This is a genomic window from Streptomyces sp. CNT360 (assembly GCF_000424785.1).
In genome coordinates this window covers 649,220-674,967 of sequence record NZ_AUKO01000002.1, presented here as the reverse complement: position 1 = coordinate 674,967, position 25,748 = coordinate 649,220, and the positions used below count along the sequence as shown (strand labels likewise).

The 25,748-nt window shown below is 71.8% G+C and carries 23 protein-coding genes, 1 tRNA gene and 1 pseudogene; 9 read left to right on the top strand and 16 right to left on the bottom strand.

The genetic code is table 11. From position 1 onward, the window contains the following. Positions 1 to 11 precede the first annotated feature (11 nt). Positions 12 to 827 (top strand): alpha/beta fold hydrolase, encoded by an 816-nt coding sequence (locus tag H297_RS0107295; protein ID WP_027736490.1) that lies wholly within the window; start codon positions 12 to 14, stop codon positions 825 to 827. 73 nt (positions 828 to 900) lie between these two features. On the opposite strand, the gene H297_RS35100 is transcribed toward H297_RS0107295, so the two are convergent. Both H297_RS35100 and H297_RS35095 read right to left on the bottom strand, forming a co-directional pair. Continuing rightward, the gene (locus H297_RS35100; protein WP_051351611.1) at positions 901 to 2,460 is read right to left on the bottom strand and encodes an MFS transporter; all 1,560 of its coding nucleotides are present in this window, start codon (positions 2,458 to 2,460) and stop codon (positions 901 to 903) included. Further along, positions 2,450 to 4,816 carry an ATP-binding domain-containing protein gene (locus H297_RS35095; protein ID WP_078513810.1) on the bottom strand — a complete coding sequence of 789 codons (2,367 nt, stop codon included), beginning with the start codon at positions 4,814 to 4,816 and terminating at the stop codon, positions 2,450 to 2,452. The genes H297_RS35100 and H297_RS35095 overlap by 11 nt, the downstream gene beginning before the upstream one ends. 352 nt (positions 4,817 to 5,168) lie before the next feature. On the opposite strand from H297_RS35095, the gene H297_RS0107280 reads away from it, so the two are divergent. Further along, positions 5,169 to 6,080, top strand: coding sequence for an LLM class flavin-dependent oxidoreductase (locus tag H297_RS0107280; protein WP_027736489.1), 912 nt, complete (start codon positions 5,169 to 5,171; stop codon positions 6,078 to 6,080). An 18-nt stretch (positions 6,081 to 6,098) separates the two neighbouring features. On the opposite strand, the pseudogene H297_RS35090 reads toward H297_RS0107280, so the two are convergent. From H297_RS35090 to H297_RS35080, 6 genes and pseudogenes are all read right to left on the bottom strand, one after another. After that, a pseudogene (locus H297_RS35090) lies at positions 6,099 to 7,130 on the bottom strand (ADP-ribosylglycohydrolase family protein). Between the two features lie 100 nt (positions 7,131 to 7,230). Next, positions 7,231 to 7,659, bottom strand: a complete 429-nt coding sequence (locus H297_RS0107270) for an ester cyclase (RefSeq protein ID WP_027736488.1) — start codon at positions 7,657 to 7,659, stop codon at positions 7,231 to 7,233. Between the two features lie 104 nt (positions 7,660 to 7,763). Beyond that, complete coding sequence (locus H297_RS0107265; protein ID WP_027736487.1) at positions 7,764 to 8,432, bottom strand: TetR/AcrR family transcriptional regulator; 669 nt, start codon at positions 8,430 to 8,432, stop codon at positions 7,764 to 7,766. Beyond that, positions 8,318 to 9,346 carry an SDR family NAD(P)-dependent oxidoreductase gene (locus H297_RS35085; RefSeq protein ID WP_486589439.1) on the bottom strand — a complete coding sequence of 343 codons (1,029 nt, stop codon included), beginning with the start codon at positions 9,344 to 9,346 and terminating at the stop codon, positions 8,318 to 8,320. The genes H297_RS0107265 and H297_RS35085 overlap by 115 nt, the downstream gene beginning before the upstream one ends. 137 nt (positions 9,347 to 9,483) lie before the next feature. Beyond that, positions 9,484 to 9,963, bottom strand: coding sequence for a hypothetical protein (locus tag H297_RS0107255; protein ID WP_027736486.1), 480 nt, complete (start codon positions 9,961 to 9,963; stop codon positions 9,484 to 9,486). A 103-nt stretch (positions 9,964 to 10,066) separates the two neighbouring features. Next, positions 10,067 to 12,064: an ABC transporter ATP-binding protein gene (locus H297_RS35080; protein WP_199787156.1), complete on the bottom strand. Its 1,998-nt coding sequence runs from the start codon at positions 12,062 to 12,064 to the stop codon at positions 10,067 to 10,069. Positions 12,065 to 12,499: 435 nt separating this feature from the next. Here H297_RS35080 and H297_RS41405 point away from each other — a divergent pair, with 435 nt between their 5' ends. Together H297_RS41405 and H297_RS0107245 are read left to right on the top strand one after the other, a co-directional pair. Then, entirely contained in the window at positions 12,500 to 13,078 is a 579-nt protein-coding gene (locus H297_RS41405) for a heme-binding protein (RefSeq protein WP_486589438.1), read from the top strand. Beyond that, positions 12,991 to 13,836, top strand: coding sequence for an SDR family oxidoreductase (locus tag H297_RS0107245; protein ID WP_027736485.1), 846 nt, complete (start codon positions 12,991 to 12,993; stop codon positions 13,834 to 13,836). Before H297_RS41405 ends, H297_RS0107245 begins: the two co-directional genes overlap by 88 nt. A gap of 34 nt (positions 13,837 to 13,870) precedes the next feature. Here H297_RS0107245 and H297_RS0107240 read toward each other — a convergent pair whose 3' ends face one another. The 4 genes from H297_RS0107240 to H297_RS0107225 form a co-directional block, all read right to left on the bottom strand. Next, the gene (locus H297_RS0107240) at positions 13,871 to 15,373 is read right to left on the bottom strand and encodes a sulfatase-like hydrolase/transferase (protein ID WP_027736484.1); all 1,503 of its coding nucleotides are present in this window, start codon (positions 15,371 to 15,373) and stop codon (positions 13,871 to 13,873) included. A 204-nt stretch (positions 15,374 to 15,577) separates the two neighbouring features. Further along, positions 15,578 to 16,291, bottom strand: a complete 714-nt coding sequence (gntA, locus tag H297_RS0107235; RefSeq protein WP_027736483.1) for a guanitoxin biosynthesis heme-dependent pre-guanitoxin N-hydroxylase GntA — start codon at positions 16,289 to 16,291, stop codon at positions 15,578 to 15,580. A gap of 278 nt (positions 16,292 to 16,569) precedes the next feature. Further along, positions 16,570 to 17,094: an ABC transporter permease subunit gene (locus H297_RS35075; protein ID WP_486589437.1), complete on the bottom strand. Its 525-nt coding sequence runs from the start codon at positions 17,092 to 17,094 to the stop codon at positions 16,570 to 16,572. After that, the gene (locus H297_RS0107225; protein ID WP_027736482.1) at positions 17,057 to 17,374 is read right to left on the bottom strand and encodes an ATP-binding cassette domain-containing protein; all 318 of its coding nucleotides are present in this window, start codon (positions 17,372 to 17,374) and stop codon (positions 17,057 to 17,059) included. The genes H297_RS35075 and H297_RS0107225 overlap by 38 nt, the downstream gene beginning before the upstream one ends. Positions 17,375 to 17,742: 368 nt before the next feature. Here H297_RS0107225 and H297_RS0107220 point away from each other — a divergent pair, with 368 nt between their 5' ends. After that, a complete protein-coding gene (locus tag H297_RS0107220) occupies positions 17,743 to 18,807 on the top strand; it encodes an acyl-CoA dehydrogenase family protein (RefSeq protein ID WP_027736481.1) in 1,065 nt (354 codons plus the stop codon). A 72-nt stretch (positions 18,808 to 18,879) separates the two neighbouring features. Here the strand turns inward: H297_RS0107220 and H297_RS0107215 are convergent, their stop codons facing one another. Continuing rightward, positions 18,880 to 19,713, bottom strand: coding sequence for a PIG-L family deacetylase (locus tag H297_RS0107215; protein ID WP_027736480.1), 834 nt, complete (start codon positions 19,711 to 19,713; stop codon positions 18,880 to 18,882). A 407-nt stretch (positions 19,714 to 20,120) separates the two neighbouring features. Here H297_RS0107215 and H297_RS0107210 point away from each other — a divergent pair, with 407 nt between their 5' ends. Next, on the top strand, positions 20,121 to 21,533 hold the full coding sequence (locus H297_RS0107210; RefSeq protein WP_037793049.1) for a phospholipase D-like domain-containing protein: 1,413 nt from the start codon (positions 20,121 to 20,123) through the stop codon (positions 21,531 to 21,533). Between the two features lie 55 nt (positions 21,534 to 21,588). Here H297_RS0107210 and H297_RS0107205 read toward each other — a convergent pair whose 3' ends face one another. Then, positions 21,589 to 22,950: an NAD(P)/FAD-dependent oxidoreductase gene (locus tag H297_RS0107205; protein ID WP_027736478.1), complete on the bottom strand. Its 1,362-nt coding sequence runs from the start codon at positions 22,948 to 22,950 to the stop codon at positions 21,589 to 21,591. A gap of 217 nt (positions 22,951 to 23,167) precedes the next feature. Here H297_RS0107205 and H297_RS0107200 point away from each other — a divergent pair. After that, a tRNA-Pro gene (locus H297_RS0107200) sits at positions 23,168 to 23,241 on the top strand. A gap of 96 nt (positions 23,242 to 23,337) precedes the next feature. On the opposite strand, the gene H297_RS35070 is transcribed toward H297_RS0107200, so the two are convergent. Together H297_RS35070 and H297_RS0107190 are read right to left on the bottom strand one after the other, a co-directional pair. After that, complete coding sequence (locus H297_RS35070; protein WP_027736477.1) at positions 23,338 to 23,763, bottom strand: tyrosine-type recombinase/integrase; 426 nt, start codon at positions 23,761 to 23,763, stop codon at positions 23,338 to 23,340. Positions 23,764 to 23,767: 4 nt separating this feature from the next. After that, positions 23,768 to 25,018, bottom strand: coding sequence for a helix-turn-helix domain-containing protein (locus H297_RS0107190; protein WP_027736476.1), 1,251 nt, complete (start codon positions 25,016 to 25,018; stop codon positions 23,768 to 23,770). A 151-nt stretch (positions 25,019 to 25,169) separates the two neighbouring features. On the opposite strand from H297_RS0107190, the gene H297_RS0107185 reads away from it, so the two are divergent. Together H297_RS0107185 and H297_RS43175 are read left to right on the top strand one after the other, a co-directional pair. Further along, positions 25,170 to 25,586: an ATP-binding protein gene (locus H297_RS0107185; RefSeq protein ID WP_027736475.1), complete on the top strand. Its 417-nt coding sequence runs from the start codon at positions 25,170 to 25,172 to the stop codon at positions 25,584 to 25,586. Further along, a complete protein-coding gene (locus H297_RS43175) occupies positions 25,583 to 25,744 on the top strand; it encodes a hypothetical protein (protein ID WP_158693656.1) in 162 nt (53 codons plus the stop codon). Before H297_RS0107185 ends, H297_RS43175 begins: the two co-directional genes overlap by 4 nt. Positions 25,745 to 25,748: the final 4 nt, after the last annotated feature.

The following is a 25,748-nucleotide window of genomic DNA, read 5'->3' as shown; positions in this document are numbered from 1 at the left end:
GGAGCACCACGATGCCCGTACTGTCTGTCAACGGAACGAAACTGGACCACACACTCCACGGCACCGGCGAGCCGGTCGTCATGGTCACGGGTACGGGCGGCCGGGCCCGTAGCTGGAACCATCACCAGGTGCCCGCGCTGGTCGGGGCGGGCTGTCAGGTCGTCACCTTCGACAACCGCGGAACGCCGCCGAGCGAGGCCGCCCCGGCCAGTCTGACCCTCGACGACATGGTGCGGGACACGGCGGGGCTGATCGAGGAGCTCCGGCTGGGGCCCTGCCGGATCGTCGGCCTCTCCCTCGGCGCGCTCATCGCGCAGGAACTCGCGCTGAGCCGGCCGGATCTGCTCTCCGGCGCCGTCTTCATGGCGACCCGGGGAAGGACCGACACCCTCCGCAGGGCGATGACGGTCTCCGAGGCCGACCTGACCGACAGCACGGACCGCGTGCCTGCCGCCTACGACGCGGTGGCGCGAGCGGTCCAGAACCTCTCCCGACGCACCCTGGCCGACCCCTCGCTGCAGGACTGGCTGGACATCTTCGAGATGGCCCCCATCGAGCGGGACGCCGCCTACCAGGCGCAGTTGCGCAGCACGCTCATCCCCGACCGGCTGCGGGCCTACCGGGAGATCCGGGTGCCCAGCATGGTCCTCGCCTTCGCGGACGACCTGGTCACCCCGCCCGAACTCTGCCGGGAGGTGGCCGACGCCATCGAGGGCTGCCGCTATACGGAACTGCCCGACTGCGGCCACCTCGGCCACCTGGAGCGCCCCGACGCGGTCAACGCCGCTTTGCTGGACTTCCTCCAGGACGGCGGTGCCGGCCGCTGAACGGCCGGCACCGCCGTCCTGGAGAGCGGGCGACGCCCCTACCGCGGGCGTCGCCCTTCGGCCTGCCCGCCTGCTACGACTCCTCCTGCTGGGCCCTGGCGGTCCGGGCGGACTCGTCGACCGGCGCGGGACCCGTCGGCTGTGCCGGGACCGTGACGGCCCGTTCGGCCTTCTTGAGCAGCAGCCCGGCCACCACGCCGCCCAGCAGCACCGCCGCGGCCCCGACGAGCTGACTCGTCGCCAGCCCTGCCGAGAAGGCGTCCTGAACGGTGTGCAGCAGTTCCCGCGGATGCGGTCCCTGCTGGGCGGCGCGCGTCGCGGCCTCGTACGAGGAGGCGTCGTGGGAGTCGAACCCGCCCGGCAGTTCGGCCGCGAACCTGCTGAGCAGCACCACGCCGAGCACCGAGACCCCGATCGAGTTGCCCAACTCCTGAAGAGTGCCGTTGACCCCCGAGCCGCTGCCCGCCCGGTCCGGCGGGATCGCGCTCATCAAGGCGGTGGCGGCCACCGGAGCGACCAGTCCTGAGCCCGCACCGAACAGGATCAGGCCCACGAGCACCACCGGGTAGCTGTGGGACGACGTGCTCGCGCTCACCGCCACCAGCCCGGCCGCCACCAGCGCCATCCCGGTCACCATCGTGGCGGGAGCGCCCAGGCGCCGGCTCACCCGTACGCTCACCGTGCTGCTGACCACCAGGAGGGTGAGCGCCAGCGGCGTGGTGCGCAGCCCTGCCTCCAGCGGGGAGTATCCCAGGACCAGTTGCAGGTCCTGGGTCAGCAGGAACAGTGAGCCGCCGAGCCCGAACGCCGCCAGCAGACCGCCGAGCACGGCGCCGCGGAACTGCGGCTTGGCGAACAGCGACAGGTCGAGCATCGGAGAGGCCACCCGGCGCTCCCACAGGCAGAAGGCGACGACGAACACCACCCCGAGCAGCGCGGGCAGATACACCTGCGCGGACCCCCACGAGTGACGCTCGCTCGAAGTGACCGCCCACACCAGCAGGACGATGCCGAGTGCGGAGAGCACACCGCCCATGAGATCGGGGCGGTCCCCGGACGGGTCGCGGGACTCGGGCACGAAGAGCACCGTCGCCAGCAGGCCGACCGCGGCGACCGGCACGTTGATCAGGAAGACCGATCCCCACCAGAAGTGCTGGAGCAGGAACCCGCCGATCACCGGCCCGCCGGCCACCCCGGCGGACGAGACGGCCGTCCACACGGCGATCGCGCGAGGCCGTGACTCGTCGTCGAAGACCCGCACGATCACGGCCAGGGTGCAGGACATCAGGAAGGCCGCCCCCACCCCCATGGCGGCCCGTGATGCGATCACCTGGGCGGGGGACTGCGCCAACGCGGCGCACAGGGACCCCAGTCCGAACAGGACGATGCCCAGCAGCAGCGCACGGCGTCGTCCGTAGCGGTCCGCCAGGCCGCCCGCCGCGATCAGCAGGCCGCCCATCGCCAGCGAGTAGGCGCTGATCATCCACTGCGTCTGAGCGGTGCTGGCCCCCAGGTCGCCGGTCAGCGAGGGCACCGCCACGAACAGAATGGCGTTGTCCAGCACGACCGTCAGCAGCACCGTGCAGAGCACGGCGAGGATCAGCCAGCGCCGTGGCGCACGCTCAGGCGACATAGGAGCCGTCCACCTCCGCTTCCCCTTCGTCGGCGGGGCGCAGCCCCGCCAGCATCCCGGGCAGGTCCCGGCTGTGGATGATGCCGAGCCGCTGGGTCGTGCGGGTCAGCGCGACGTAGAGGTCCTGGGCGCCGTTGGGCGACCCGCTCAGGATGTCCTCCGGCTCCACGATCAGGACGGTGTCGAACTCCAGGCCCTTGGCCTGCTCCACGGTCAGCACCACCCCCGGCTCGTCCAGGGCGTCCGGGTCGTCGGCGCCCGCGACACCAGGCAGCGCGAGGAGGGCCCCGCGCAGGTCCTCCGCGGACTGCGCGACGACGACCGCGAGGCGTCCGTCGCCCGTCCCGGCGATCTCCCGCTCGACCAGGCGCGGCAACTCCTCGCCCAGCCGGTCCGGTTCGATCCGCCGGCTCCAGGGTGGATTGCCGGTCTCGCGGACCGCCTGCGGCGGCTGGAGCTGCTCGTCGATGCTGTGCAGCACCTCGGCGGTGATCTCCATGACCTCGGCCGGGGTGCGGTAGTTGACGGTGAGCTCCTCCCTGCGCCAGCGGCCCTTCGCGTACCTGTCGAACACCTCCTCCCACGCGCTGAGGCCGACCTCGGCCCCGGTCTGGGCGATGTCACCGACGACGGTCAGGGAACGGCTGGGGCACCGGCGCATGAGGACCCGCCAGGCCATCGGGGACAGCTCCTGCGCCTCGTCGACGATCACGTGCCCGAAGGCCCAGGTGCGGTCCTTGCGTGCCCGGTCCGCCACCGGCCGCTGCAAGGCGCCGCCGTGGTGCTGCTCGATCAGCGCCTCCGGATCGACCATGTCGATGCCCATCTCGCTGAGGACCCGCTTGGCGTAGGCCAGTTCCTCGGCCCGCTCCTCGGCGGCGGCCTGCGACGCGAACCGCTCCGCGGCGGTCTCCACCGGCCCGAGCAGCTCGGCCGCCTCGTCGAGCAGCGGAACGTCGCCCGGCGTCCAGTACGGCTCGGTGTGCGGGGGAGGCCCCGGCGGTTCCCGCAGCAAGGCCGTCCGCTCCGCCTCGCTCAGGTCCGGAGCGACGCGCTCCAGCAGGTCACGCGAGGCGAACAGGTCGACGAGCAGCTTGTGCGGCGTCAGCGACGGCCACAGCCGCCGCAGGGCGGCCCGCACCTGTGGCTCGGCCCGCAACTCGGCGGCGATGTCGGCCACGTCCTGCTCACGCAGCAGCGTTGTGCCCACCCGGTCGCACAGCCGCTTCGTGAGGCCGGCCACGACCTCCCGTACGAAGACGGAGCGGGCCTGGTTGTGCGGCTCGTGCAGCTCCCGCGCCGCGTCCCGCGCCCGCTGCACCAGCGCGCGGTCGAGGCGCAGCACCTCCTCGTTGACCGTGCCCTCCTTGACGGTCAGCTCCCAGGCGGTCTCCGGGAGCTGCTGGCGGGCCCGTACCGCCTCGGCCACCACGTCCGCCATCCGCAGATCACCCTTGACGACCGCGGCCTCGGGGGTGTCCCTGGCGACCGCGTCGATACCCGGGAAGAGCTGCCCGACGCTGGAGAGCAGGACGTCGTTCTCGCCCAGCGACGGGAGCACTTCGTCGATGTAGCGCATGAAGGTCGGGTTGGGGCCGACGACCAGTACACCGCGGTTGGCCAGCCGCTCGCGGTGGGTGTAGAGCAGGTAGGCCGCCCGGTGCAGGGCCACCACGGTCTTCCCGGTCCCCGGGCCTCCCTGGACCACCAGGATGCCGGGCAGGTCGGCGCGGATGATCCGGTCCTGCTCCGCCTGGATCGTGGCCACGATGTCCCGCATGCGGCCGGTGCGTGCGGCGCCGAGCGAGGCCAGCAGGGCCGCCTCTCCGTTGAGCGTGCCGCGGCCGGCGTCGCTGAGCGTTTCGAGGTCGAACACGTCGTCGTCGAGATCGACGACCTCCCGGCCCCGCGTGCGCAGTTGACGCCGGCGCAGCACGCCTTGCGGACTGGCCGGGGTGGCCCGGTAGAAGCCCTGGGCGGCAGGGGCCCGCCAGTCGACGAGGATCGGTTCGTACTCCTCGTCCGTGAGACCGATCCGCCCGACGTAGAGCCGCTCGCCGTCCCGCATGTCCAGGCGTCCGAAGCACAGGCCGTGCTCGGCTGCGGACAGCCGGGTCAGCTGCTGCGCGTGATGGGTCTCCATCAGGTCCCGCTCGCGCCGGCTCTGGTGCGAGCCGCCGGCGTCCTGCCACTGCACCTCTCTGAGCTGGGTGTGCGCACGGTCCCGCAGCGTGTCGAGCCGGTCGTAGAGCCCGGAGACGTAGTCGTTCTCCAGCTTCAGCTCCCGTCGCCGGTACACGTCCTCGTCCGGAATCTCCTCCGCGCCCTGCGGTTCTCCTGGCGCTCGTTCGCTCATACCCGCCCTCTCGCTGCGGCGTGGCACCCGCACCGTACCGGGACGCACCCGCCGCTTGTTGACACTGCACTGTGAAACCCTGTAGACTGATTTCTGAATGGCTATCAATTGCCTACTAGGCGTGCCAGTGTAATTCATGCACGCCGAATGTGGGCTGCTCCCACCACGGTTTCCGGCCACTCGCCCGACGGGCGGGTGGCTTTTTTGCGTGAGCGGGCCGCGTCTGTGCGGGCCGTCTGCACGCGGGCGGACGGCGATGCGGGAACGGCCGGATCGGCGCGGCGGAACGGGCCGCCGCCGGGAAGCCCCGTGCCCGCCGCGGCCGCCCGGCGCGGGGCGTAGGCTCCGCCGGATGAGCCTGCGTCTGAGCACCGTGATCCTGCCGTACCGCCGCTGGCACGAAGGGGGACGAGCCACCTGGCAACGCGCGGAGGAACTCGGCTTCCACGCCGCCTACACCTACGACCACCTCTCCTGGAGAACGTTCCGGGACAGGCCGTGGTTCGGTGCGGTACCCACTCTCACCGCGGCTGCGGCCATCACCGACACCATCCGGCTCGGCACCCTGGTGACCTCACCGAACTTCCGCCACCCCGTCACCCTCGCCAAGGAACTGATATCCCTCGACGACATCTCGCGGGGCCGCACCACGCTGGGCATCGGGGCGGGCGCCGCCGGATTCGACGCCACGGCCCTGGGGCAGAAGCCGTGGTCACCGCGCGAACGCGCCGACCGGCTGGAGGACTTCGTGCAGTTGCTCGACCGCCTGCTCCTGGAGGACACCGCGGCCGGCACCTCCTACGACGGCACCTTCTACGCCGCCGAGCAGGCGCGCAACATCCCCGGCTGCGTCCAGCGGCCACGGCTGCCCTTCGCCGTCGCGGCGAACGGCCCGCGAGGGATGGCGCTCACGGCCCGCTACGGTCAGGAATGGGTGACCATGGGCGACCCGGCGGTGGGGGAGACGGGCACCCCTGAGCAGTCCCGCTCGGCGCTGCGCGGACAACTCGCCAAGGTCGACACCGCCTGTGTGGCCGCCGGGCGCGACCCCGCGGAGCTCGGGAAGATCCTGCTCACCGGCTTCACCCCGGAAGGCACCACGCCTGTGGAGTCGGCAGCGGCGTTCGTCGACTTCGCCGGGCGGTACCAGGAGTTGGGCTTCACCGAGATCGTCTTCCACTGGCCCGTACCCGGCTCGGTGTTCGACGGCGATGAGGCGGTCTTCGAGCGCGTCGTCACCGAGGGGCTCGCCCAGCTCCACTGAGCCGGCCCGGCGGCCCGGTCAGGCACCGGTGTCCCACAGGCGCCCGAGGGCCGGCAGTTCGTCGCGACGTTCGATGCGGTCCGCCCACGCGGCGGGCCAGGCGTCCGCACCGTGCAGGGCGCCGGCGAAGGCGCCGGTCAGACAGGCCAAGGAGTCGGAGTCCCCCGAGGTACAGGCGGCCCGGCGGACCGCGGTGAGCGGCTCCTGCGGGAAGAGCAGGAAGCACAGCAGCGCTGTGGCGAGGGCCTCTTCGGCTGTCCAGCCCGCGCCCGTGGCCGTGCACGGGTCCGCCTCCGGGTCCGGCGTCCGCGTCGCTGCCGTCACCCGGTCGAGGGCGGTCAGGCATTCGTCCCAGCCCCGGGCGGCGAACTCCTCGGCCGAGTGGTCCGGCGCGCATGTCCACAGGTCGCCCAGCCAGTGCTCCGGGTAGCCGGAGCGGCGGCGCTCGTGGGCGTACCGGCGCAGCGCGCCCACGAGTTCGTTCGGCAGCGTGCCGTTGCCCAGCAGATGCGCCGTGTGCGCCGTCAGGTCGGCGGCGGCCAGCGCCGTGGGGTGCCCGTGGGTGAGTGCGGCCTGCAACTGAGCCACTTCGGAGCGGGTGTCCGGGGGAAGAGCGGGTATCAGCCCCACCGGGGGCACCCGCATGTTCGCCCCGCACCCCTTGGAGCCGACCTGGCTGGCCTCCTGCTAGCGCCGGTCCTCGTGGCTGAGCCGTTCGCACGCCGCCAAACAGGTGTTGCCGGGCGCCCGGTTGTTGTCGGGTGAGCGCCACCACTGGACGTACTCCTCGCGGACCGGACGCACCACGCGCCGGGGAGACAGCGGACCGCTTTCCAGCGCTGTACGGAGACCGTGGCCGAGTGCCAGGGTCATCTGGGTGTCGTCGGTGACGAAGGCGCGCGGCGGGAGTTCCATCGTGCGCCAGGGACCGCACTTGGCGAGGATCTGCGGGATGTCGTTGAACTCCGTCGGGAATCCCGGTGCGTCACCGAGCGCCAGCCCGATCATCGCCCCCGTTGCCACCCGTTTCCTGTCTGCTGCGATGCCCATCCCGCCCTCCAACCTGCGGGCGGCGGACTTGGCCAGCGAGCTTTCCGGCGGTCACGCAGGCTGCCCGGCGCGGTGTGCGGCGCGGGCCGGGACGGGTGGTTCAGCCGAGGCCGAGTTGCTGGAACAGGTAGGAGCCGTCGGAGCAGACCCAGTACTCGACGAACCGGCCGTCGGCGACCTTGAGGATGTCGTTGCCCCGGAAGACGACCGGCGTGCCGGGCTCGGCCGTGGCACCCGGGACGCCGCCCGCGTAGGTGCCGTGGCCGACCCACCGGGCAGCGAGCATGTCGCCCTGGATCACCGGCGACACCTCGGTCTCGAACGTCAGCTCGCCGAAGAACGCCCGCCCCTGGGAGACGAGTTCGGCGATCCCCTGCGGGCCGGTGAGTTCCTTGTCCGTGCCGGGCTGGATCGCTCCGTGGTGGATGGCGAAGTCGGCGGAGACGAGGTCCTCCGCCACGGTCAGGTCGCCGTTCCACAGCTCCTTCAGCCAACGCTCGTACAGCGTGCGCAGCAGATCCTCGTTCATCGGCTCTCTCCTCGGCGTCGGCCGCTCTGCAGCGCGGGGCTGCGGGGCGTGCCGGGTCGGCAGTGCAGTGCGTACTTGTACGCAAACACGGATCCGGACCGTCGTCAACCGCGGGCCAGCCATCCGTCCAGCAGCCGCTCCAGCCCCTCGGGGTAGCCGTCGCGCTGCCGGGCGCGGGACCAGTGGTCGCCGAGCGAGGCCAGCAGCGGTGAGTCGGCCGGGTCCACCTCTTCCAGCACCCGCAAGGCGTAGGGCCGCACCCCGTCCGCCTCCCGGCTGTGCCGGGCCGTGGCACCGCGTACCCCCAGCTGCCCGACCGTGTAATGCCAGGTCGCCAGGTAGCAGTCGGCCGCGCGCCCCGGCTCCAGGCCCGCGTCGCAGAGCGCCTGGAGGATGCGCTCGATGTGCCACAGCGCCGAGGGGCCGATCAGCGTGCCCGCACTGAGCACCTCCACGGTCCACTCGTGCGCGGACAGGCCGTCGTGCAGGAGCCGCCACAACAGCGTCAGCCGCTGCCGCGGGTCCGGGGGGAGCTGCGGGCGCGGCAGCCGGGAGGCCAGGCGGTCGAGGACGAGGGCGAGCATGTCCTCCTTGTTCGCGACATGGCGGTAGAGACCCATCGGAGAGGTGCCGAGGTCCTTCGCGACCCGGCGCAGCGTCAAACCCTTGAGCCCCTCCGCGTCCAGAATGCGCTCGGCCGTGTCGATGATGGCGGTACGCGAGAGCGTCGCCGGACGCCCCGGCCGCCGTACCGGCTGGTTCCTCTCAGACATTCCTGCAGTATCGCAACGGGGGCCCACTCCCTCTGCCGCCGTCCTGACCTCCCCGCTCCACTCCTCCGTGAGCACAGGGCCGCGCCGGACCTTCGCTCACCTCCGGTACCGGCCCCACGGCGCGGGCCGTGGGGCCGCCGCTCACTGCTGGTCGCCGGAGCCCGGCTCGGCCATCCTGCGGTGTGCCTGGCCTTCGCACTGTCCGGCAGGACCGCGCCCGCCACGCCCTGCGCCTTCGTCGACGGCGACCCGGTGACGACCTTCTCCTTCCCGGACATCAGGGCCTCGTACCCCTGCCGGGCCACGGTGGCGGCGTCGTCCTGCGTGCTCCGGCCGACCTTGGTGTAGAGCATGTCGGCCCGATCGAAGAACTCCGTCCCGGTCGGGCCGGGCATCAGCGAGGTGACGGTCACGCCCGTGTCCTTCAGCTCGTTGCGCACCGCGAGAGCGAAGGGCTGCAGGAACGACTGCGAGGCGTTGGAGACCGCCTGGAAGGAGCCCGGCATCATCGACGCGATCGAGGAGGAGATCAGCACCCGGCCCTCCCCGCGCCCCGCCATGTCCGCCAGGACCCGTTTGCCGAGGTGGAGGGGGGAGGTGGTGTTCAGGGCGACGATGTCGAGCTCGTCCCGCAGCTCGGTCTCGACGAACGGCCCGCCCGGCCCGACGCCCGCGTTCAAGGCGGCCACCGAGAGCGGGCCGCCGTCCTCCTGCACGGTGGCCCACAGCCGTTCGACGCCCTCGTAGCGGCGCAGGTCCACCCGGACGGCCCGCACCCGACCCGCTCCGGCCGACCGCAACCGTTCGGCGGCCTCCACCAGCTCCGCGTCCTCGGCGCACACGACCAGGTCGTGACCGCGCTCGGCGAACTCGCGTGCCGGCTCGTACCCGATCCCGCTGGAAGCACCCGTCACCAGGACCCGCCCGGGTGCGTCCCGGTTGCTGCCCGTGTCGCTCTTCGTCGTGGGCCAAGGGGTACCCCGCCCCGCCTCGAAGACCTCGGTCGCGGGCGTGGTTCCCCGGGGCGGGCGGCTGTCGCCTGCCGGCGCGCTCAGGTGTGGATGGCGAGCTTGAACTGCGCGTGGACGAGATTGCGGGCGCGCGAGTCGTTGTGGGCGACGCGGAGTGCCAGGGGCACGTCCGGGTGGACGAACATCTCGTGGTGCTTGGTGAAGCACTGCAGACCGGGGGAGGGGCGCCGGTGGTCGGTCGCCGTCGTGTTCATCGGGTCGCCGGTCAGACTGAGCGGGTCGCGGACTACCTGGTCGCGCAGTTCGCTGTAGTCCCCCGCCTCCCACTGGATCATGGCGGTCAGGGCTCCCCACCCGTCGGCGGAGGGCCAGATCAGTCCGGCGCGGTCGTCGGTGCGCCAGTCGGTGACCTCCTCCCCGTCCGGCTGCTGCACCTGGTGCATGCCCTCGGCGTCGTACGACTCACCGCCGCCGAACGGGAACCGCACCACGTGGTAGGTGGCGCCCGCGGCGACTCTCTGACGTTCGTTCAGGATCAACGAGCACACGGGTATGGGCATCGACGCGTCCCTTCTCGACTTCGCCGAGCCCGCCGCCCGGAGACGGCGGGCTCCTGCCGCGCGGAGACCAGGATGCGCCGCCCACCGCACCGGTGGCGATGGGTCAGGCAGGGTCCGTGACGCTTCCTCGGCCCCGGACGGGCTCCGTGCCGTCGCCGGCCGGCTCGTCACCCGCCTCGCCCGGCCGGGCACCCTCGCGGCTGTGCTGGTAGGTCCACAGTTCACGGAAGAGGCCGGGAGCTGCGGTGAGTTCGGCGAACGTGCCGGTCTGCACCACGCGGCCCCGGTCCAGGACGACGATCCGGTCGGCGACGGCCACGTTGGTCAGCCGATGGGTGATCAGCAGCACCGCCCGGTCCTCGGCGAGCCGCCGCAGCCCCTTGAAGATGCGGTACTCGCCCAGTGGATCGAGGTTCGCGGTCGGTTCGTCCAGCACCAGCAGTCCGGCCCGCCGGTGGAAGGCCCGGGTGAGGGCGACGCGCTGCCACTGTCCGCCGGACAGCTCCTGCCCGCCCAGCCAGTCGCGGGCGAGCACCGTGTCCAGGCCCGACCGCAACTCGCTGACCACCTCGTCGGCGCCCGATGCCGCACAGGACTCAAGGATCGCCTCGTCCCCGCGGTCGGTCGGCTGTCCCAGGGTGATGTTTTCCCGTGCCGAGAGCGGCCAGCGGGCGTACTCCTGGGGCACCAGCGCGACCTGGGACCACAGGGCCGCAGGGTCGCAGTCGCGCGTCTCGGTGCCGTCCCAGGCGACGTGCCCGGTGGTGGGCAGGTACAAGCCGCTGACCAGCTTGCCCAGCGTCGTCTTGCCGGAGCCGTTGTAGCCGACCAGCGCGACGACCTCACCACGGCCGACGGTCAGGCTCACCCCGCGCAGCGCGTCGCTGCGGGACTCCTCGTAGCGGTACACCAGATCCTTCACGACGATTCGGCGCGGCGGCCCGGGCCGCCGGCTCCCGCGGCGCATGCGGTGCCCGCCGGCCTCGTCGAGGAAGTCGGACCAGTCGTCCATGTACAGGCCGGTGCGCATCGTACGGGCGCCGCCCGACACCAGTCCGCGCAGCGCCGTGCCGACCGACTGGAGGGCGAAGACGGCGGTGCCCGCGTGGGCGACGGTGATCCGGCCGGTGGCCAGCAGCCACACCACGGCCGTCCACACCAGAGCCGAGGCGAGTCCGCCGCAGGCGGCTCCGAGCAGCGACATCCGGGCGCCGGTGTCGGCGGCCTGCCGGTCGGCGGTGTTGATGCGGGCGGTGATCTGCCGGTAGCGGTCCATCAGGAAGCCGGCCATGGTGCCGGCGCGGATCTGGTCGGCCGCGTACCGGTCCGCGATGTGCCAGCGCAGTACCGAGAGCATGCGGTACTCGCCGTTGGTGCGCAGCTGCGCCAGGTAGCGCACCCGCGCGGCACTGATCTGTGCGACCGCCTGCGGCAGTGCGGCAATCACCAGCAACGGCAGCAGCAGCGGGTGCACACCGGCCAGGACGGCGGCGCCCGCGGCGAACGACGCGGCGGAGGCGATCAGGTCCTGACCCTCGTTCACCAGGTCCTGCGCTGCCTGCGCGCCCCGGTCGGCGGCCTCCCGCTTGTGGTTGAAGCCCGGCGCGTCGTACGCGGCCAGCTCCGCCTCGGTCGCCGTCTTGAGCAGCATCTGTTCGGCCTCGCGGGACATCTGCGGGCCGAGCCGCGACGAGAGCCAGGCCACCGTGATGCCCAGCAGCGCCCGCACCGCGGCCGCCGCGGCGAGCATGACGAGCGAGGGCCACGCCTCCAGCAGCCGCTGGTAGATGTCCCCGCCGGAGAGCAGCGCCGTCAGTGTGCCGCTCACGGCCAGCAGGCCCATCGCCTGCATGACGCCGGAGGCCGTCTGGGAGGCCAGCAGGCCGACGGCGGCCCAACGGTCCACGCGCCAGGCCAGCGCGATCGAGCGCCGCACGAGCTGGGGCAGCCGCCGGGCCATGTCGAGCAGGCGGATCGACCGCCCGACCGCCTCCCGCCGCCCCCTCACGTCGGTGTAGCGCAGTTCTTCCCCGGACGGCGTGCCGCCTGCGGTACCGCGGTCGCAGGCGGCACGGGGCTCCGTCGTCCCGCGCGGCCTCATGCCGGGCACCCCCTCGGCGGGGTGGCGGCCGACAGAGCGGCACGGGGGATGTGTTCGAATTTCTGCGTGGTCTCGTGGATCGTCGACCGCGGCAACGCCGTTCTCCTCACATGCTGTCTTATCGGACGCGTGCTCGGTAAAACGGGCTGCACGATGCCCCGTTACGGGTGGCACGGGGTGATTTCCTCGAATCCGTGTCCGAGGTCCAGGGCTGCGGGGCGACCGGGCGGCAAGGAAGGGGAAGAGCGGAGCGTTCGAATATGCGGTGCGCCGGGGCAAGGAGCTCGCACGCCCGGTACGGGGGTGGCATGTGCGGTGTGAGCCGTGGCTGGCACATGCTTGCGTGGCCGTCCCGCAGCTCTGTTCGGGTGTCGAGGGGAACGGGGCGGACGCACCGGAGGGCGTCCTGACGACGAGGGACCTACCGTCTCTCTCATGCGCAGCCCACACACCGTGGATCCCGGCGCTGCCCGCCGGACCGCCGAAGCGGGCAGCGCGGCGGCGGACGGTATCGGCCTCCACAGCACCCTCACCGTCCCGGAGGCGGGCGGCGGCGTCGTCGCTCACCCGCGGAGGGAGGGAGCCCGCCTCGGCAGCATCGGCCACTCCCTCGACAAGGCGCGCCCCGGTGTGCTGTTCCGGTCGGCCACCGGTGATCCGACCCGGGGCTGTGAGCCGGAGCCGTCGTGGGGCAGGGCTTCCTCCGGGCGGGTCCGATCGCTGGTCTGCGCAGGCGGGGTGCCGTGCACAGTCGACGGGGACGTGCGGGCCGGCGGCGGCTCACGGGAGCGGGAGACGGCCGTGGCAGAGGCCGCAGCCGCAGCCTGGTGGACAAGGCGACCGCGGACACGGGCCGACGGCAGTTGGCATCCGGGGATCCGATGTCCGGAACAGGCCGGACATCAGCACAGGAAGGCGCAACCACCATGGCGGGTCCGATTCTCATCACCGGCGCGGGCAGCGGTTTCGGCAAGGAGGTCGCGCTGCGGCTCGCAGAGGCCGGGCACCAGGTGATCGCGGGAGTGGAAATCATCGCGCAGGTCACCGCGGTCCGCGCCGTGGCGCGGGCACGGGGCGTCGAGCTGCGCGTCGAGAAACTCGACGTCACCGACCCGGGCGACCGCGAGAACGCCTGGACCTGGGACGTCGAGATCCTCCTCAACAACGCCGGTGTCTCCGAGGGCGGTGCCACCGCCGACATCCCCGAGGAGCGGCTGCGCCGCCAGTTCGAGGTGAACGTCTTCGGACCCGTCCTGCTCACCCAGGGCATCGCCCGCCGGATGGCGGCCCGCCGCAGCGGACGCATCGTCTTCATGTCCTCGGTCGCCGGCCTCACCGTCGATCCGTTCACCGGCGCCTACGCGGGCTCCAAACACGCCCTGGAGGCGTTCGCCGACGCCCTCGACCAGGAGCTCGCGGAGTTCGGCGTCACGGTCGCCACGATCAACCCCGGGCCCTTCCTCACCGGCTTCAACGACACGATGTTCGAAACGTGGAAGGAGTGGCGCGACGACCCCGCCGACCGCCTCCACGACTACGCCGAACTGGCCTTTCCCCACGAGCAGTACGACCCCGAACCGGTCTACCAGCGCACCGTACGGGTCCTGCTGGGCGAGGACCGGCGTTACCGTAATCTGCTGCCCGAAGAGATGGAGCCCCAGGCCCGCCGACAGGTCGACGACCTGTGGGACCGGCAGCTCAACGACGGCACCCGCCCCGCCCTCGTGCAGAAGGCGTACGACATCAGCCCGGGCACACCTGTCCGTGACTGAGCCCCCGTAGCAGCGGGGGCGCGGCGGCGCGGGATCACTTCGGGCGGACCCGCCGGGTCATCTCCTGCCCCGTGCGGTAGTCCAGCATCCTCGGCTGGTAGCCGGGGTCGTCCGGACGCTGCCGGGTCATGCCGTCGTGGTCCCAGGTCGCCGGCCGCGCGTCCCGCCGCCAGGGCCGCCGCTCCCAGTGGTAGCCGCGGAACGGATCGCGGGTGTCGTTCATCCACTCCAGCAGCCTGTCGTGCAACCGGTCGCGGCACGCGGCGTAGGCGGGGTCGGTCAGCAGGTTCGTCGTCTCGCCCGGGTCCCGCTCCAGGTCGTACAACTCGTCCTCGGACAGCAGATTGACCACCAGCTTGCAGCGCCCGTCGAAGACGCCCCGCAGGGGCTGGAAGCCGCCGAACCCGTCGTGGTCGACCTCGTACCGCCCGAACTCCACGAAGACCTCGTCGTTGACGCGCGCCGCCGGATCGTGCAGCACGGGAGTCAGGGACCGGCCCTGGAGGAAGTCGGGGACCGGCACGCGCATGTGGTCCAGCACGGTCGGGGCGAGGTCGAGGTGCGAGACCGGATGCGGGCTGACCCCACCCGGCGCGGTCACCCCCGGCAGGCGCATCAGCAGCGGCACCCGGGCGATCTCGTCGTACATCGCGGGACCTTTGGCGTACAGCCGGTGCGCGTCGAGCATGTCGCCGTGGTCGGAGGTGTAGAGGACCAGAGCGCCGGGGGTGTGCTCCGCGACCGCGTCGAGCACCCGGCCGATCTGGGCGTCGACGAAGGACTGGGCGGCGGCGTAGCGCCGGTTGCGCCGCCGGTGGTCCCGCCGGTCCTCGCCCAGTCGCGGGCCTGCCCACACGCGCTGGTGACCGGGCTTGTCCGCAAGGTCGTCGAGGACGTTGTCGTCGTGCGGGAAGACGTGGTCCCGGTAGGCGTTGGTGTACGCGGGCGGGGTGAGGGCGGGATCATGCGGTTCGTCGTAGGAGACCACGAGCAGGAAGTCCTCGTCGTGGTTCTCCCGCAGAAAGTCCCGGGCCCGCTCGGTACATCGGTGGGCGTAGGTGGACTCGGCCGCCACGCCCGGCTCGTCCGCGGTCGCCGGATCGCGGGAGGCGGTCCGCTGCTGCGGGGCGAGGTCTTCGAGGTAGCGGCGCATGTCGTACCACCAGGCCGCCTCCCAGCCGTCCGGACAGCGTCCGTTGCCGAAGTAGTCGGTGCCGTCCAGGTGCCACTTGCCGATGTAGGCGGCTGCCACGCCCGCGTCGCGCATCCGCTGCCCGAGCGTGGGCACGTCCAGGCCGGGGGCGAGGTTGTTCGCCCAGGCGCCGTTGGTGTGCGGCCAGGTGCCCGTGAACAGGGCGGCACGGGCGGGGGTGCACACCGGCTGCGTGGTGTACGCCCGCTCGAACCGCAGCCCGGAGGCCGCGAGCCCGTCCAGTCGGGGCGTGGCCACACCGGTGTCGCGGTAGCAGCCGAGCATGTCCCAGCGGGTGGCGTCCGTCATCAGCCAGACGGTCTGACGCGGCGGACGTTCGGTCACGACGGCTCCCTCGTACGCTACGGCCCCGGCGGTGGAGAGCCTCAAGTCTCGGCCCGGCCGCACCGTCGTGACCATGGACAAAGGGTGCGGTGACGTGGACGTTTGAGCACCGCCGGGCCTGGAAGAGGCCGCCCGGGTCCGACGCCCCGCCGGGCACCGTGGGGCGCTCGGCGGGGCGAGACGGGAACAGCCTGCCGCGCAGGGTCACACGCCCGAGGGGGTCAGCTCCCGTTCCTGCGCGGCCGCATCGGCGCGGGCCGCGAACGGGCACTGCCAGTCGGCCGGTTTCGGGCGGCCGGAGTAGCGGCGGGCCTCCGAGAGCTCCTCGTACTCGTACAGGTTCGGGTTGATGTCGCCCTGCAGCTTGATGTCCTGTTTGCGGATCTTCTCCGCCAGCCTGTCCCACATCCCGGCGCCCTTGATGTGCGTGAACTGCTCATGGGAGTTGAAGGCCAGCATGGGGAAGGGAGGCCGGCGGCCCCACCGGCGGTGCGTCTCGTGCAGGCCGATGACGAAGAAGGGGTGGCCGGCCACGCTGAAGGCGAACCGGGGGGACTCCGGATCCGGTGAATAGCCGTCGGCCCACCGATGGGACTCCGCGTCCTGTTCGTGCAGCAGTTGCAGTTGCTGCCACAGCAGCTCCTCGAACCGCAGCTCGTCCACCCCGCGGGGTTGCGCGAAGGTCGCGATGAAACTGGTGAAGGTGCGGGCGCTCCAGTCCGCCGATGCAACGAACTCCGCCAGGTCCAGCGCGAGCGACCGGGCCGCGCCCGTGCTCCCCAGCGTGTCGTAGTGCCGGTGCGTGATGCCGCCCCGGCGCCAGGCGGAACGCCCGGCCAAGCAGGAGAACCGGTCTCCCAGGATGAACTCATCGACCTCGCGATGGGCCTCAGCCGTCACGGCCAGCCTTGCTTCCAACTACGTGCCTCCTCCTCGAGGGGAGATCATCTCCTTCGTGTACTCGTCAGCGCCCACCTCGGCGCGCGCGTCCGGGCAGGACCGGGCGCGCTGCAGGAAGAGGGAAGGCCGCTCGGTGATTGTGACGGTCCCGGGCTGATCAACGAAATCCGGGGGTGGCTAACGTTCGCGCACCGTGGGCGGACCGCCGTCGTCTTCCGTCGAGGCCGGGGCGTGACCGTATTCTCGCGAGGTGGCACGGAGCGGCCCGCCACCCGGTGGCGGGCCGCTCCGCGGTCCTACTGCGCGGGGGTCCGGGGGCCTTCAGGAACGAGGAGGCGCTGGAGGAGCGCGAGCGCGCCGTCGGCGAGCAGGGCGAGGGCGGCGTCCCACAAGGCGGCGGCGATGACGCCTTCCGATCCGTCGATGGCCTGACCCAGGACGATGTCACCGAGTCCGCCACCACCCGCGACGGTGGCGAGCGTCGCGCTGGAGACGACGTGGACGACGGCGGCGCGCACCCCGGAGAGCAGCAGCGGCAGCGCCGGCGGCAGTTCGACTTCGAACAGCACCTGGACGGGGGTGAGGCCCATGTCGCGTGCGGAGCGCACCAGGTCGGGATCGACCTGGTCGACCGCCTGGTAGGCCTGGCTCAGGATCGGTGGGGCGGCCGTGATGAGCAGGGCGATCGCGATGTTGGTGAAGGTCGGCCCGGAAGTTGCCAGGCCGATGGCGATCACGGCGGGGTTGGGCAGCGCGCGGCCGATGTTGGACGTTCTCGGCGATCTACAGGTGCGGGGACAGCCCGGTCTGCTGGATGACACAGCCGATCGACCGGCGCAGCCTGATGGGGTCCAGGTCGCGGATGGAGCGTCCGCCGACAGGGATGTCGCCGCCGGTGATCCCGGCGAGCCGGTCGACCATCATCGGCGCGGTCGTCCTGCCGCTGCCGGACGGGCCGAGCAGCACGCAGATCCCGCCGGCCGGAACGGTCAACGACAGGTCGTCCACCGCGGGGACGGTGGCGTTCGGGTACGTCTTGACCACACGGTCGAAGAGGATCTCCTGCGCAAAAGCAGGGGTTTCAGAACCGGCCTGCGTCATGGGGGGTTCTCCTGGTCGTCGTCATGGGGGGTTCTCCTGGTCGTCGGGCGCGCCGGCGCTGGGCGGTGGCGGGGGAGGAGCTGCGCGGCTCACAGCAGCCCGTTGGCCTGAGAAACTTCCCGGCGACCTCGGCAGGGGCCAGCCGGACGGTGTCCACGGCCCGGTTGAGCTGCTGCACGCCCTTCTCGGTCAGCAGCGCGTCGACCATATGCATGAGCACGCGTGCTTGTGCCACCGGTGACCTCGCCGTCCGGACGGCTGCGACGCCTGCAAGGCTTGCCCCTGGTGGAGACGCGGTGTCTGCCTCGGCGAGCCGTTGTCTCCCCGGGAAGTGTCAGTACGCCCGCTCACTCCGAGGAGCCCCCAGCATGGCCGCCGTCCCGGACCACCCCCTCATCGAGGCCGCCCACCGACTGGCCGACGACGTTCTCGCGCCGGCCGCCGAAGCGCACGACCGCAAAGGTGTCACGCCGGAGGCCGTCGCCGCCGTCAAGGAGTCGGGCGTCCTGGGAGTCGACGCGCCCGCTGCGTACGGCGGCGCCGAAGCACCCGCGGCCGTCGGCCGTGAGATCGCGGAGATCCTGGCGGGAGCCTGCTGCTCGACGTATTTCCTCCAGGCCCAGCACCACACCCCGGTCCGCATGCTGGCCGCCGGCGGCGACGAGACCCGCGCGGCGCGTGACCGCTGGCTCCGTCCGCTGAGCGAGGGCACGCAGCTCGCCGGGATCGCATTCTCGCACCTGCGCGCCCACCCGAAGCTCCCGGTGAGGGCCTCCCGCGTGCCCGGCGGCTGGCGCTTCGACGGACGGGTGCCCTGGTACACGGGGTGGGGCCGCAACGACCTGTTCCTGCTGGGCGGTGCCACGGAGGACGGAGAGGTGGTCTTCGCCGTCGGCCGGCCCCGCGAACAGCCGGGCCTGACCCCGACGCCGCCGCTCCAGCTCGCAGCGCTCACCGGCACCCACACGGTCGGGCTGCTGCTCGACGGCCTGGTGCTGCCCGACGACGCGGTGGCCTTGCGCACCCGCCAGGAGCAGTGGGCGGTGGACGACCGTCCCAAGAACACCAACACCAACCCCGCCGTGTTCGGCGTCGCCCGCGCCGCCCTGGCTCTCCTCGACGGCTCCGCGGACGGCGAGGCGAAGGAGACGGCAGACGCGCTGCGCGCCCGCCTCGACGCGGCTCGCCGCGACGCCTACGCCCTCGTCGACGAGGTCCCGCCCGCCGAACGCCTCGACGACAGGCTCGCGGTCAAGACCCGCGCCTACGACCTGATGCGCGCCGCCACCACGGCGGCCGTGGTCGCCGGGGGCGGCCGCGCCTTCGGTCTCTCCGACCCGGCCCAACGGCTGGCCCGCGAGGGCCTCTTCCTTGTCGTCCAGGGTCAGACGGCCGACGTCCGCACGGCCCACCTCCGCGCCCTGCGCCCCTGACGCACCTGCCTGCGCAGGAACGGTCCGACCCGATCGGGCCGTGCGGAATGTGAGCTCTCCGGCGCGGGCGGGTCAGCGCAGTCCGGCGAAGAGGTCGTTCTCGGGGAGAGCCGCGCCGGTGCTGTCCTGGACACGTACGAAGGTCTCCACCCCCATCAGCTCGGTGAACCTCTCCTGACCCATCCCGAGGAAGAAGATGTTCTCGCCCTGGCTGGCGTGCGCCGCCAGCGCGTCGAACTTCTGACCGCCGAATGCGGTGGTGTCCACCCAGGTGGTGATCTCCTCGTCGGGCAGCCCGATCTCGGCCATCGCGGCGGCCTCGGCGGGGTCCGGTACCTGGTCGTCCCCGCCGAATTCGCGCATGACCTCCAGAAAACGCTGCGTCATCGAACGGGGTGCCGTCGTCCAGTACACCTTCGGGGTCAGCGTGGTCATTGCCAGCGCCGCCTTCGTGATGCGGTTGGCCTGGATGTGGTCGGGGTGGCCGTAGAAGCCGTTCTCGTCGTAGGTGACGACCACATCGGGCCGGTAGCGCCGCATGAGTTCCGCGAGTCGGGCAGCACCCTCCTCCACGGGGGTCTGCCAGAAGGAATCGGGGGCGTCATTGGTCGTCCAGCCCATCATTCCGGAGTCGGCCCACCCCAGCATCTCCAAGTGACTCACTTTCAGGACCTCGCAACTGGCTTCGAGTTCCTGACGCCGCATCGAGGCGACGGCCGCCGGATCGTGCTCGGGGTCGCCCGGCTTGACGCCCCCTGGCCCGTCACCGCAACCGCCGTCGGTACACGTCACGAGGACGGTACGGATGCCCTCGGCCGCGTACCGTGCGAGGACCCCTCCCGTTCCGGTGGCCTCGTCATCGGGGTGGGCGTGTACAGCCATGAGTGTCAAGGGCCCGTCGTTCAAGAAATGCTCCTCCTGTGTGAAAAGACCTCGGCCCGGGTCCGCAGCCGGCTGGAGCGGTCGCCCCTCGACAGCGGATGTCGGTTGCCGGGCGCACTGTGGCGCCGGGAGCCCCGGATCGCGCCGGGACGGCCTGTTGCCTCCGTGTTCGCCGCCCGCACGGTGCGGGTCTCCTGGTCGGTGCAACAGTACCGGCCGGACCGTCTGTTCCCGCCGCACAGAAAGTGCGTGACCTCCCGCGCGGGCCAGGGAACGCGTCGCCACCCGGCGGGTGTGGTGCCGGTGCACAGGTCTGTCGCGGACGTGCAACAGGAGCCGACGGGCGGTTCCCCCTCCGTATGCGTGTGCCCCACTGTGGGAGGCAGCACGTCAAAGCGGTCTCGGCATGAGAAGCCGGAGGGAGCATGACGATGTCAGGGGGGAAGCGCGCGGGGATCGCGCTGGTCGCCGTCGTGGGCCTGCTGCTGGCGGGGTGCCGCGAGGACGCACAACCGGACACAGGCGGAAAGGACTCGGCCCCGCCCCGGGTGGGCGTGCCCTCGGCCCCGCCGGTCACCGGTGACCCGGTGGTCGCTCGGCCGGTGTTCAACGATCCGGTCGGCAGCACGGCCGACAACGAGCGGATCATGCGGCAGCTCGCCCGACTGATCAGCAACGTGCCGCGCGGCGGCACCATCGAGATGTCCATGCACCAGTTCGACATCCAGTCGTCGGTGGCGGAGAAGCAGATCGTCCGCTCCCTGATCGACCAAGCGCACCACGGTGTGCGCGTCCGCGTCCTGATGGACGGAGTGAACAACGGCGGCAGGCGCGACAGCAAGGGGAATGTGACACCGCCGAGCAAGGCGCTGCTCGCGTTGCGGCAGCATCTCGCCGGCACCTCGTCCTGGGCGGCGACGTGTTCGGACCGAGGACGCAAAACGGCAGCCCGCGGATGCATCGGCGCGAAACTGAACCACAACAAGTTCGCTCTCTTCTCCGCCGTCCGCGCCGGTGGCAAGCAGTACCGCGACGTCGTCTATCAGTCCTCGTCCAACCTGAACGACTTCTACACGGTCGAGTCCTGGAACGACGCCGTCACCGTCGCCGACCGCGGCCCCTACACGGGCTACCGGAAGTACTTCGACGACCTGGTGGCCGGGCGCAAGCAACAGCACCGGATGCCTTTCGGCGAGTACTGGCCCACGCCCTACACCCGGGAAGTGAAGGGGAGCGACCCCAGGTACCACGCCTTCTTGTACCCGTGGGCGGGCGCCGTCGATCCGGTGGTGCGGGAACTGGAGCCCGTCTCCTGCGACCGCCCTGTCCAGGGCGAGCCGAGCGGCGGCGGCGCCCTCATCGACATCGCCATGCTGAGCTTCACCAAGAACCGTCAGCAACTCGCCGACACCCTGGTACACAAGGCCCGCGACGGCTGCGCCGTGACCGTTCTCCACTACCCCGGCACCAACGACAACGCGGGCCCGGGCGAGGCTGCGTGGGACCCGAAGATCCTGAAGGAACTACGGAGTGCAGGCGCCATCCTCTTTCCCTGCAAGCGCAAGAACGAGCAGGGCAAAGACGTCGTTCTGCATGCCAAGGCCATGACCGTCGAGGGCTACGTGCGGGGCAAGTACACCCGCACCACCTACACAGGAAGCGCCAACTTCGCCGGACTCACCGGCTCCGACGACGCCTGGCTGCGCATCGACGGCAAGGCCACCGAGCAGCGCTACGTGCAATGGATGATGCGGGACCTCGGCAAGTCCTGCCGACCGCATGAGAGGGTCGGCCCACTCATCGTCTCAAAGGCGGGAGGCGAGGCGCCGCCCGCTTCCCCGTGAGGTGGTGGCGGGCCGGACCGTACGGCACGCACCGTCCGGCCCGGCCCATGCGGGTTCAGGAAGCCGGGACCCGGGCCACCTCGGGGGACGAGGACTCCAGGGGCACCGACCAGGACCGCACCAGCCCCAGCTGCGCCGCCTGCCGCGGCAGCACGGCATCCAGCGCCCAGTCCGCCAGCACACGTACCCGGTTCCCGGGCATGGACGCCAGGTGGTAGCCGCGGGTCACCAGGTTGGCGAGCGGCCCGGACAGCGGCAGCTTCAGCGGGTTCGCGGCGGCCTGCAACCCGCCCAGATCGACCATGAAGCCGAGGTCGTGGTGCTTGTAGGGACGGGAGGCTCCGTAACCGAAAGAGGCGGCGAGGTTACGTCCCGCGGTCTTCCCCTGCCGGACGGCATGCTGGGCCGTCATCGGAGTGATCTCCCCCGGCCGGGTCAGATCGGGCACCGCGGCCGCGTCACCGCAGGCCAGAACCTCCGGGTGGCCGGGTACCCGGAGGTACTCGTCGACCACCAGCCGCCCCTGCTGGGTGTCCAGCCCCAGGTCCTGCACCATCGGGTCGGGACGGACCCCCACGCACCAGATGAGGGAACGGGTGGGGACGAACTCCCCGTCGTCCAGCAGCACGCCGTCACTGGTGGCTTCCTTGACCGACGTCTTCGTCCGTACGTCGACGCCGCGCTTGGTCAGCACCCTGTGCGCGGTGTCGGACAGCCGCTGGTCCAGTTCGGGCAGGATCCGCGGGGCCAGGTCGAGGAGCAGCCAGCGGGAGCTTTCGGCGTCCCGCGCACGGACGGAGCCGGGCTCCTCCTGCCGGGGATCCCCTTGCCTCGGCTCGCCCCGGCTGTGCTGCCGGGCCAGCGAGTCCGTGTACATCTTGCCGTGGGCCGCGACCTCCGTGCCCGTGTATCCGGCGCCCACGACCACGAAGGTACGCCGGGCCGCCGCCTCCTCCTGATCGTCCGCGCCGGCCGCCAGGGCGACCTGGCGGTTGACGTGGTCACGCAGGTACAGCGCCTCCGGCATGCCCCGGAAGCCGTGCGCGTGCTCGGCGACGCCGGGGATCGGCAGGAGCTTGTTGACGCTGCCGACGGTCAGCAGCAGCCGGTCGTAGCTGAGCTCTCCGGAGCGGCCCTCGGGGTCCACGTACTGGAGCCGGCGCTCGTCGAAGTCCACGCTGCCGACCTCGCCGAGGACGAGCCGGACGCGCGGCAGCGTCCCGGCCAGCGACACGGAGACCCGGCGTGGCTCCAGGATGCCGGAGGCCACCTCCGGCAGCAGGGGCATGTACAGGAAGTAGTCGTTGGGATTCACCAGAACGATCTCCACCGCGCCACGGAGCGTACGCGAGAGGGTCCGCGCCGCCTGGTATCCGGCGAATCCAGCTCCGACGATCACTATGCGGGACCGGCTCACAGCCGAGACCTCCTCCCCTGGAGCGCGGCCGGAGCCCTCAGTGGTTCCGGCCATCTGTCGCAGGACGCCGGAGTTCCCGTCCGGCCATCAGGCCAAACGCGCGGCCTCGATGATCTTGGCGAGAGGCCCCGGGGGTGGGCGCGAGCACCCCCTGGAGTGCTGTATTGTTCTTTGTGCGCGAGCGGCGCAGGGGAAAGCCCCGAACCGAGCGTGGCACCGGGACGTGGCGCAGTTTGGTAGCGCACTTGACTGGGGGTCAAGGGGTCGTGGGTTCAAATCCCGCCGTCCCGACAGAGAGATAGCAGGTCAGAGGGGTCCTTCGGGGCCCCTCTTGATCGTTCCCAGGGTCGCCGTCTCACAATTTTTCACGCACGCTGTTGACCAAGGTCAGCCGAGCACTTCGGCCAGCTTCTCCGAACCCGCTCTGAGCGACTGCGGGTCGGAGTGCACGTAGGTCCGCTTCGTGAACCCGAGATCCGCGTGACCGGCCCACGCGGAGACCACCGTGTCCGGCACCCCGTTGTTCGCCATCCACGACAGGCAGGCGCGCCGCGCGTCGTACAGCCGCACCCGTCGGACGCCTGTCGCATCCATGAGCTTGTACGCCTCGCGCCGGAGCTCGTCCGTCTTCCACGGCTGCCCCAGCTCGTCCACGAGCACGTAGCCGCAGTTCTCGTACGCCTCCCCGGCGGCCAGCTTCTCCGCCGCCTGCGTGGCGCGGTACGCCTTCAGGGCGCGGAGGACGGGCTTCGTGGCGCGGCGCTGCAGGTGTGCATGGATGCTTAGCGCACCGACACGCCGAATACTCGGCATATCCCTAAGCGAGCAGCAAGTGCCCGTAGTCGGCGAGTACTTCGCGCGCTTCCGGTACGCCCTCATACTCCTTCAGCCGTTGCAGCACCGTCCGAGCGCGCTCCGCCGTGCGTTCCGAGGAGAGATCACCGGACGTGTCGATGACGCGGCGGGCCTCTTCGGCAGCCTGCTCGGGCTCGTTGGCGTCGGCCAGCGCCACGGCCAACCATGAGCGGTACAGCGCGACCTCCCGGGCGTGGGTGGCGTCGTAGCGTCCCAGCACGTCCTGGAGAAGCGGCACCGCGCGCAACGGGCGACGCAGCTCGGTGAACACCCGGGCGTCCATGACCTCCAGCTCCTCGCGGTTCACCCAGTAGGCCCACGTCGGCGCGGGAGGGCCGTCCGTGGCATCCAGGGCGGCGTGGGCCTCCCCGAGCGCCCGCAGGGCGGGTTGGGCCTCCCCGGCACGCGTGTGCGCCCATGCCACGCGGTCCAGGAACAGGGCGCGGGTTGTGGCCGGAGCGTCCGGCCCGGCCTCGGTGACGGCTGCCTTCGCCAGTTCCAGGCCCTCTCGTTCCCGGCCGCTGTTCGACAGGTGGTAGGCGAGGCTGCCCGCGAGCTGTGCCACCAGCGGCGCGTCCCCGGCCTGGCGGGCGGCCGAGAGTCCGAGTCGGTAGGCGTGCTCCGCGTCCTCACCCCGACCGGCGTCGGAGGCGATCCATCCGGCGATCTGGCCCAACTCCCCGATCTGCACGAGGAGGCCGCGCCCCGTTTCCTCGGAGTGCTCGGACTCGCGGTACAGGCGGACGGCGGCGCGCAGCTCACGGAAGGCGGGGGCGATCAGGTCACCGCCGGACAGCACATCGTCCGCGAGCCGGAGGCCGTGGACGCGAGCCGCCAGGCCGTCCACGGTGGTGGCGCCGATCCGACGGCCACGGGGGGTCGCCAAGGGCTCCAGCGCGTCCCCGTCGGGCAGCAGGTCCGCGAGGGTGGCCGCGACCCCGGGAAGGGTGGCCTGAGCGTCCCCCCGGGCGTACGCGGCGGCCTGCTCCAGCTCACGCAGCGGCACACCGAGTACCTGGGCGAAGGTGGGGAGCCACACGTCCGGGATGCGCTCCCCGCGCTCCCACCGGGAGACCTCGTTCCGCGTGATCGACTGGGCGCCGGACACGGCGCACAGCACGGCGGCGAACTGCCGCTGCGGGCGGCCGGAGTGCCGCCGCAGACCGGCGAGGTAGGCGCCGAACTCGCGGCGTCGCTCGGTGGTGTCGCTCATGGTGGCCTCCTTCCGTATCCAGTGTGGCCCCTCCCTGGCCCCCTGGTTGGCTCCTCCGCATGATCACGCACCCCGGTTACCTGAACGCGAAGCGCCCCGGCGACCGCGCGAACGGCCCCGGGGCTGGCCGATCTGAAGGAAGCAGACCGACATGCCGCAACCTACAACCCGGGCCCGCCAGACCGGATACCCCGGGTACAGCGAGACCCTGCCGAGGCAGCCCGAGAGCGCAGCCACCGCGCGGCGCCTGCTTCGTACCGCCTGTGCCGTCTGGGGGCTGGACGCATTGGCCGAGGACGGGGCGCTGATCGTCTCCGAGCTGGTGGCCAACGCCGTGCAGCACGCCCGGCGGGCGTCCATCCGGGTCGTCATCGACCGTCCCGGCGCTGCGCGGGTACGTGTCGGCGTCGCGGATCTTTCCCGGGCGCGGCCGGTGCAGCGCGAAGCCGACGACAGTGAAGAAGGCGGGCGTGGTCTGCGCCTCGTGGCGGCGCTGGCCGCCGACTGGGGCACGGATGAGCGGCGCTGGGGCAAGATCGTGTGGGCGGACCTGGAGGGGCGCGGGTGACCACGGGAGAGACACCCGGCCGCAGCGCGGCGCGCGCCCATCTGTCGCAGTTGATCGAGCTGTTCGGCACGGACGGATGCCTGCGGATCAGTACGGCCCCGGCTGAACCCGAGCCGCCCGCCGTCGGCGCAGAGGCCGAGGGCGACGAGCAGAACTGACCGC

Bases quoted from the DNA above. Each gene is read 5' to 3' on its own strand.
- H297_RS0107295 (WP_027736490.1), top strand. From the start codon at position 12: ATGCCCGTACTGTCTGTCAACGGAACGAAACTGGACCACACACTCCAC.
- H297_RS35100 (WP_051351611.1), bottom strand. From the start codon at position 2,460: ATGTCGCCTGAGCGTGCGCCACGGCGCTGGCTGATCCTCGCCGTGCTC.
- H297_RS35095 (WP_078513810.1), bottom strand. From the start codon at position 4,816: ATGAGCGAACGAGCGCCAGGAGAACCGCAGGGCGCGGAGGAGATTCCG.
- H297_RS0107280 (WP_027736489.1), top strand. From the start codon at position 5,169: ATGAGCCTGCGTCTGAGCACCGTGATCCTGCCGTACCGCCGCTGGCAC.
- H297_RS0107270 (WP_027736488.1), bottom strand. From the start codon at position 7,659: ATGAACGAGGATCTGCTGCGCACGCTGTACGAGCGTTGGCTGAAGGAG.
- H297_RS0107265 (WP_027736487.1), bottom strand. From the start codon at position 8,432: ATGTCTGAGAGGAACCAGCCGGTACGGCGGCCGGGGCGTCCGGCGACG.
- H297_RS0107255 (WP_027736486.1), bottom strand. From the start codon at position 9,963: ATGCCCATACCCGTGTGCTCGTTGATCCTGAACGAACGTCAGAGAGTC.
- H297_RS35080 (WP_199787156.1), bottom strand. From the start codon at position 12,064: ATGAGGCCGCGCGGGACGACGGAGCCCCGTGCCGCCTGCGACCGCGGT.
- H297_RS41405 (WP_486589438.1), top strand. From the start codon at position 12,500: ATGCGCAGCCCACACACCGTGGATCCCGGCGCTGCCCGCCGGACCGCC.
- H297_RS0107245 (WP_027736485.1), top strand. From the start codon at position 12,991: ATGGCGGGTCCGATTCTCATCACCGGCGCGGGCAGCGGTTTCGGCAAG.
- H297_RS0107225 (WP_027736482.1), bottom strand. From the start codon at position 17,374: ATGACGCAGGCCGGTTCTGAAACCCCTGCTTTTGCGCAGGAGATCCTC.
- H297_RS0107220 (WP_027736481.1), top strand. From the start codon at position 17,743: ATGGCCGCCGTCCCGGACCACCCCCTCATCGAGGCCGCCCACCGACTG.
- H297_RS0107210 (WP_037793049.1), top strand. From the start codon at position 20,121: ATGTCAGGGGGGAAGCGCGCGGGGATCGCGCTGGTCGCCGTCGTGGGC.
- H297_RS35070 (WP_027736477.1), bottom strand. From the start codon at position 23,763: ATGCCGAGTATTCGGCGTGTCGGTGCGCTAAGCATCCATGCACACCTG.
- H297_RS0107190 (WP_027736476.1), bottom strand. From the start codon at position 25,018: ATGAGCGACACCACCGAGCGACGCCGCGAGTTCGGCGCCTACCTCGCC.
- H297_RS0107185 (WP_027736475.1), top strand. From the start codon at position 25,170: ATGCCGCAACCTACAACCCGGGCCCGCCAGACCGGATACCCCGGGTAC.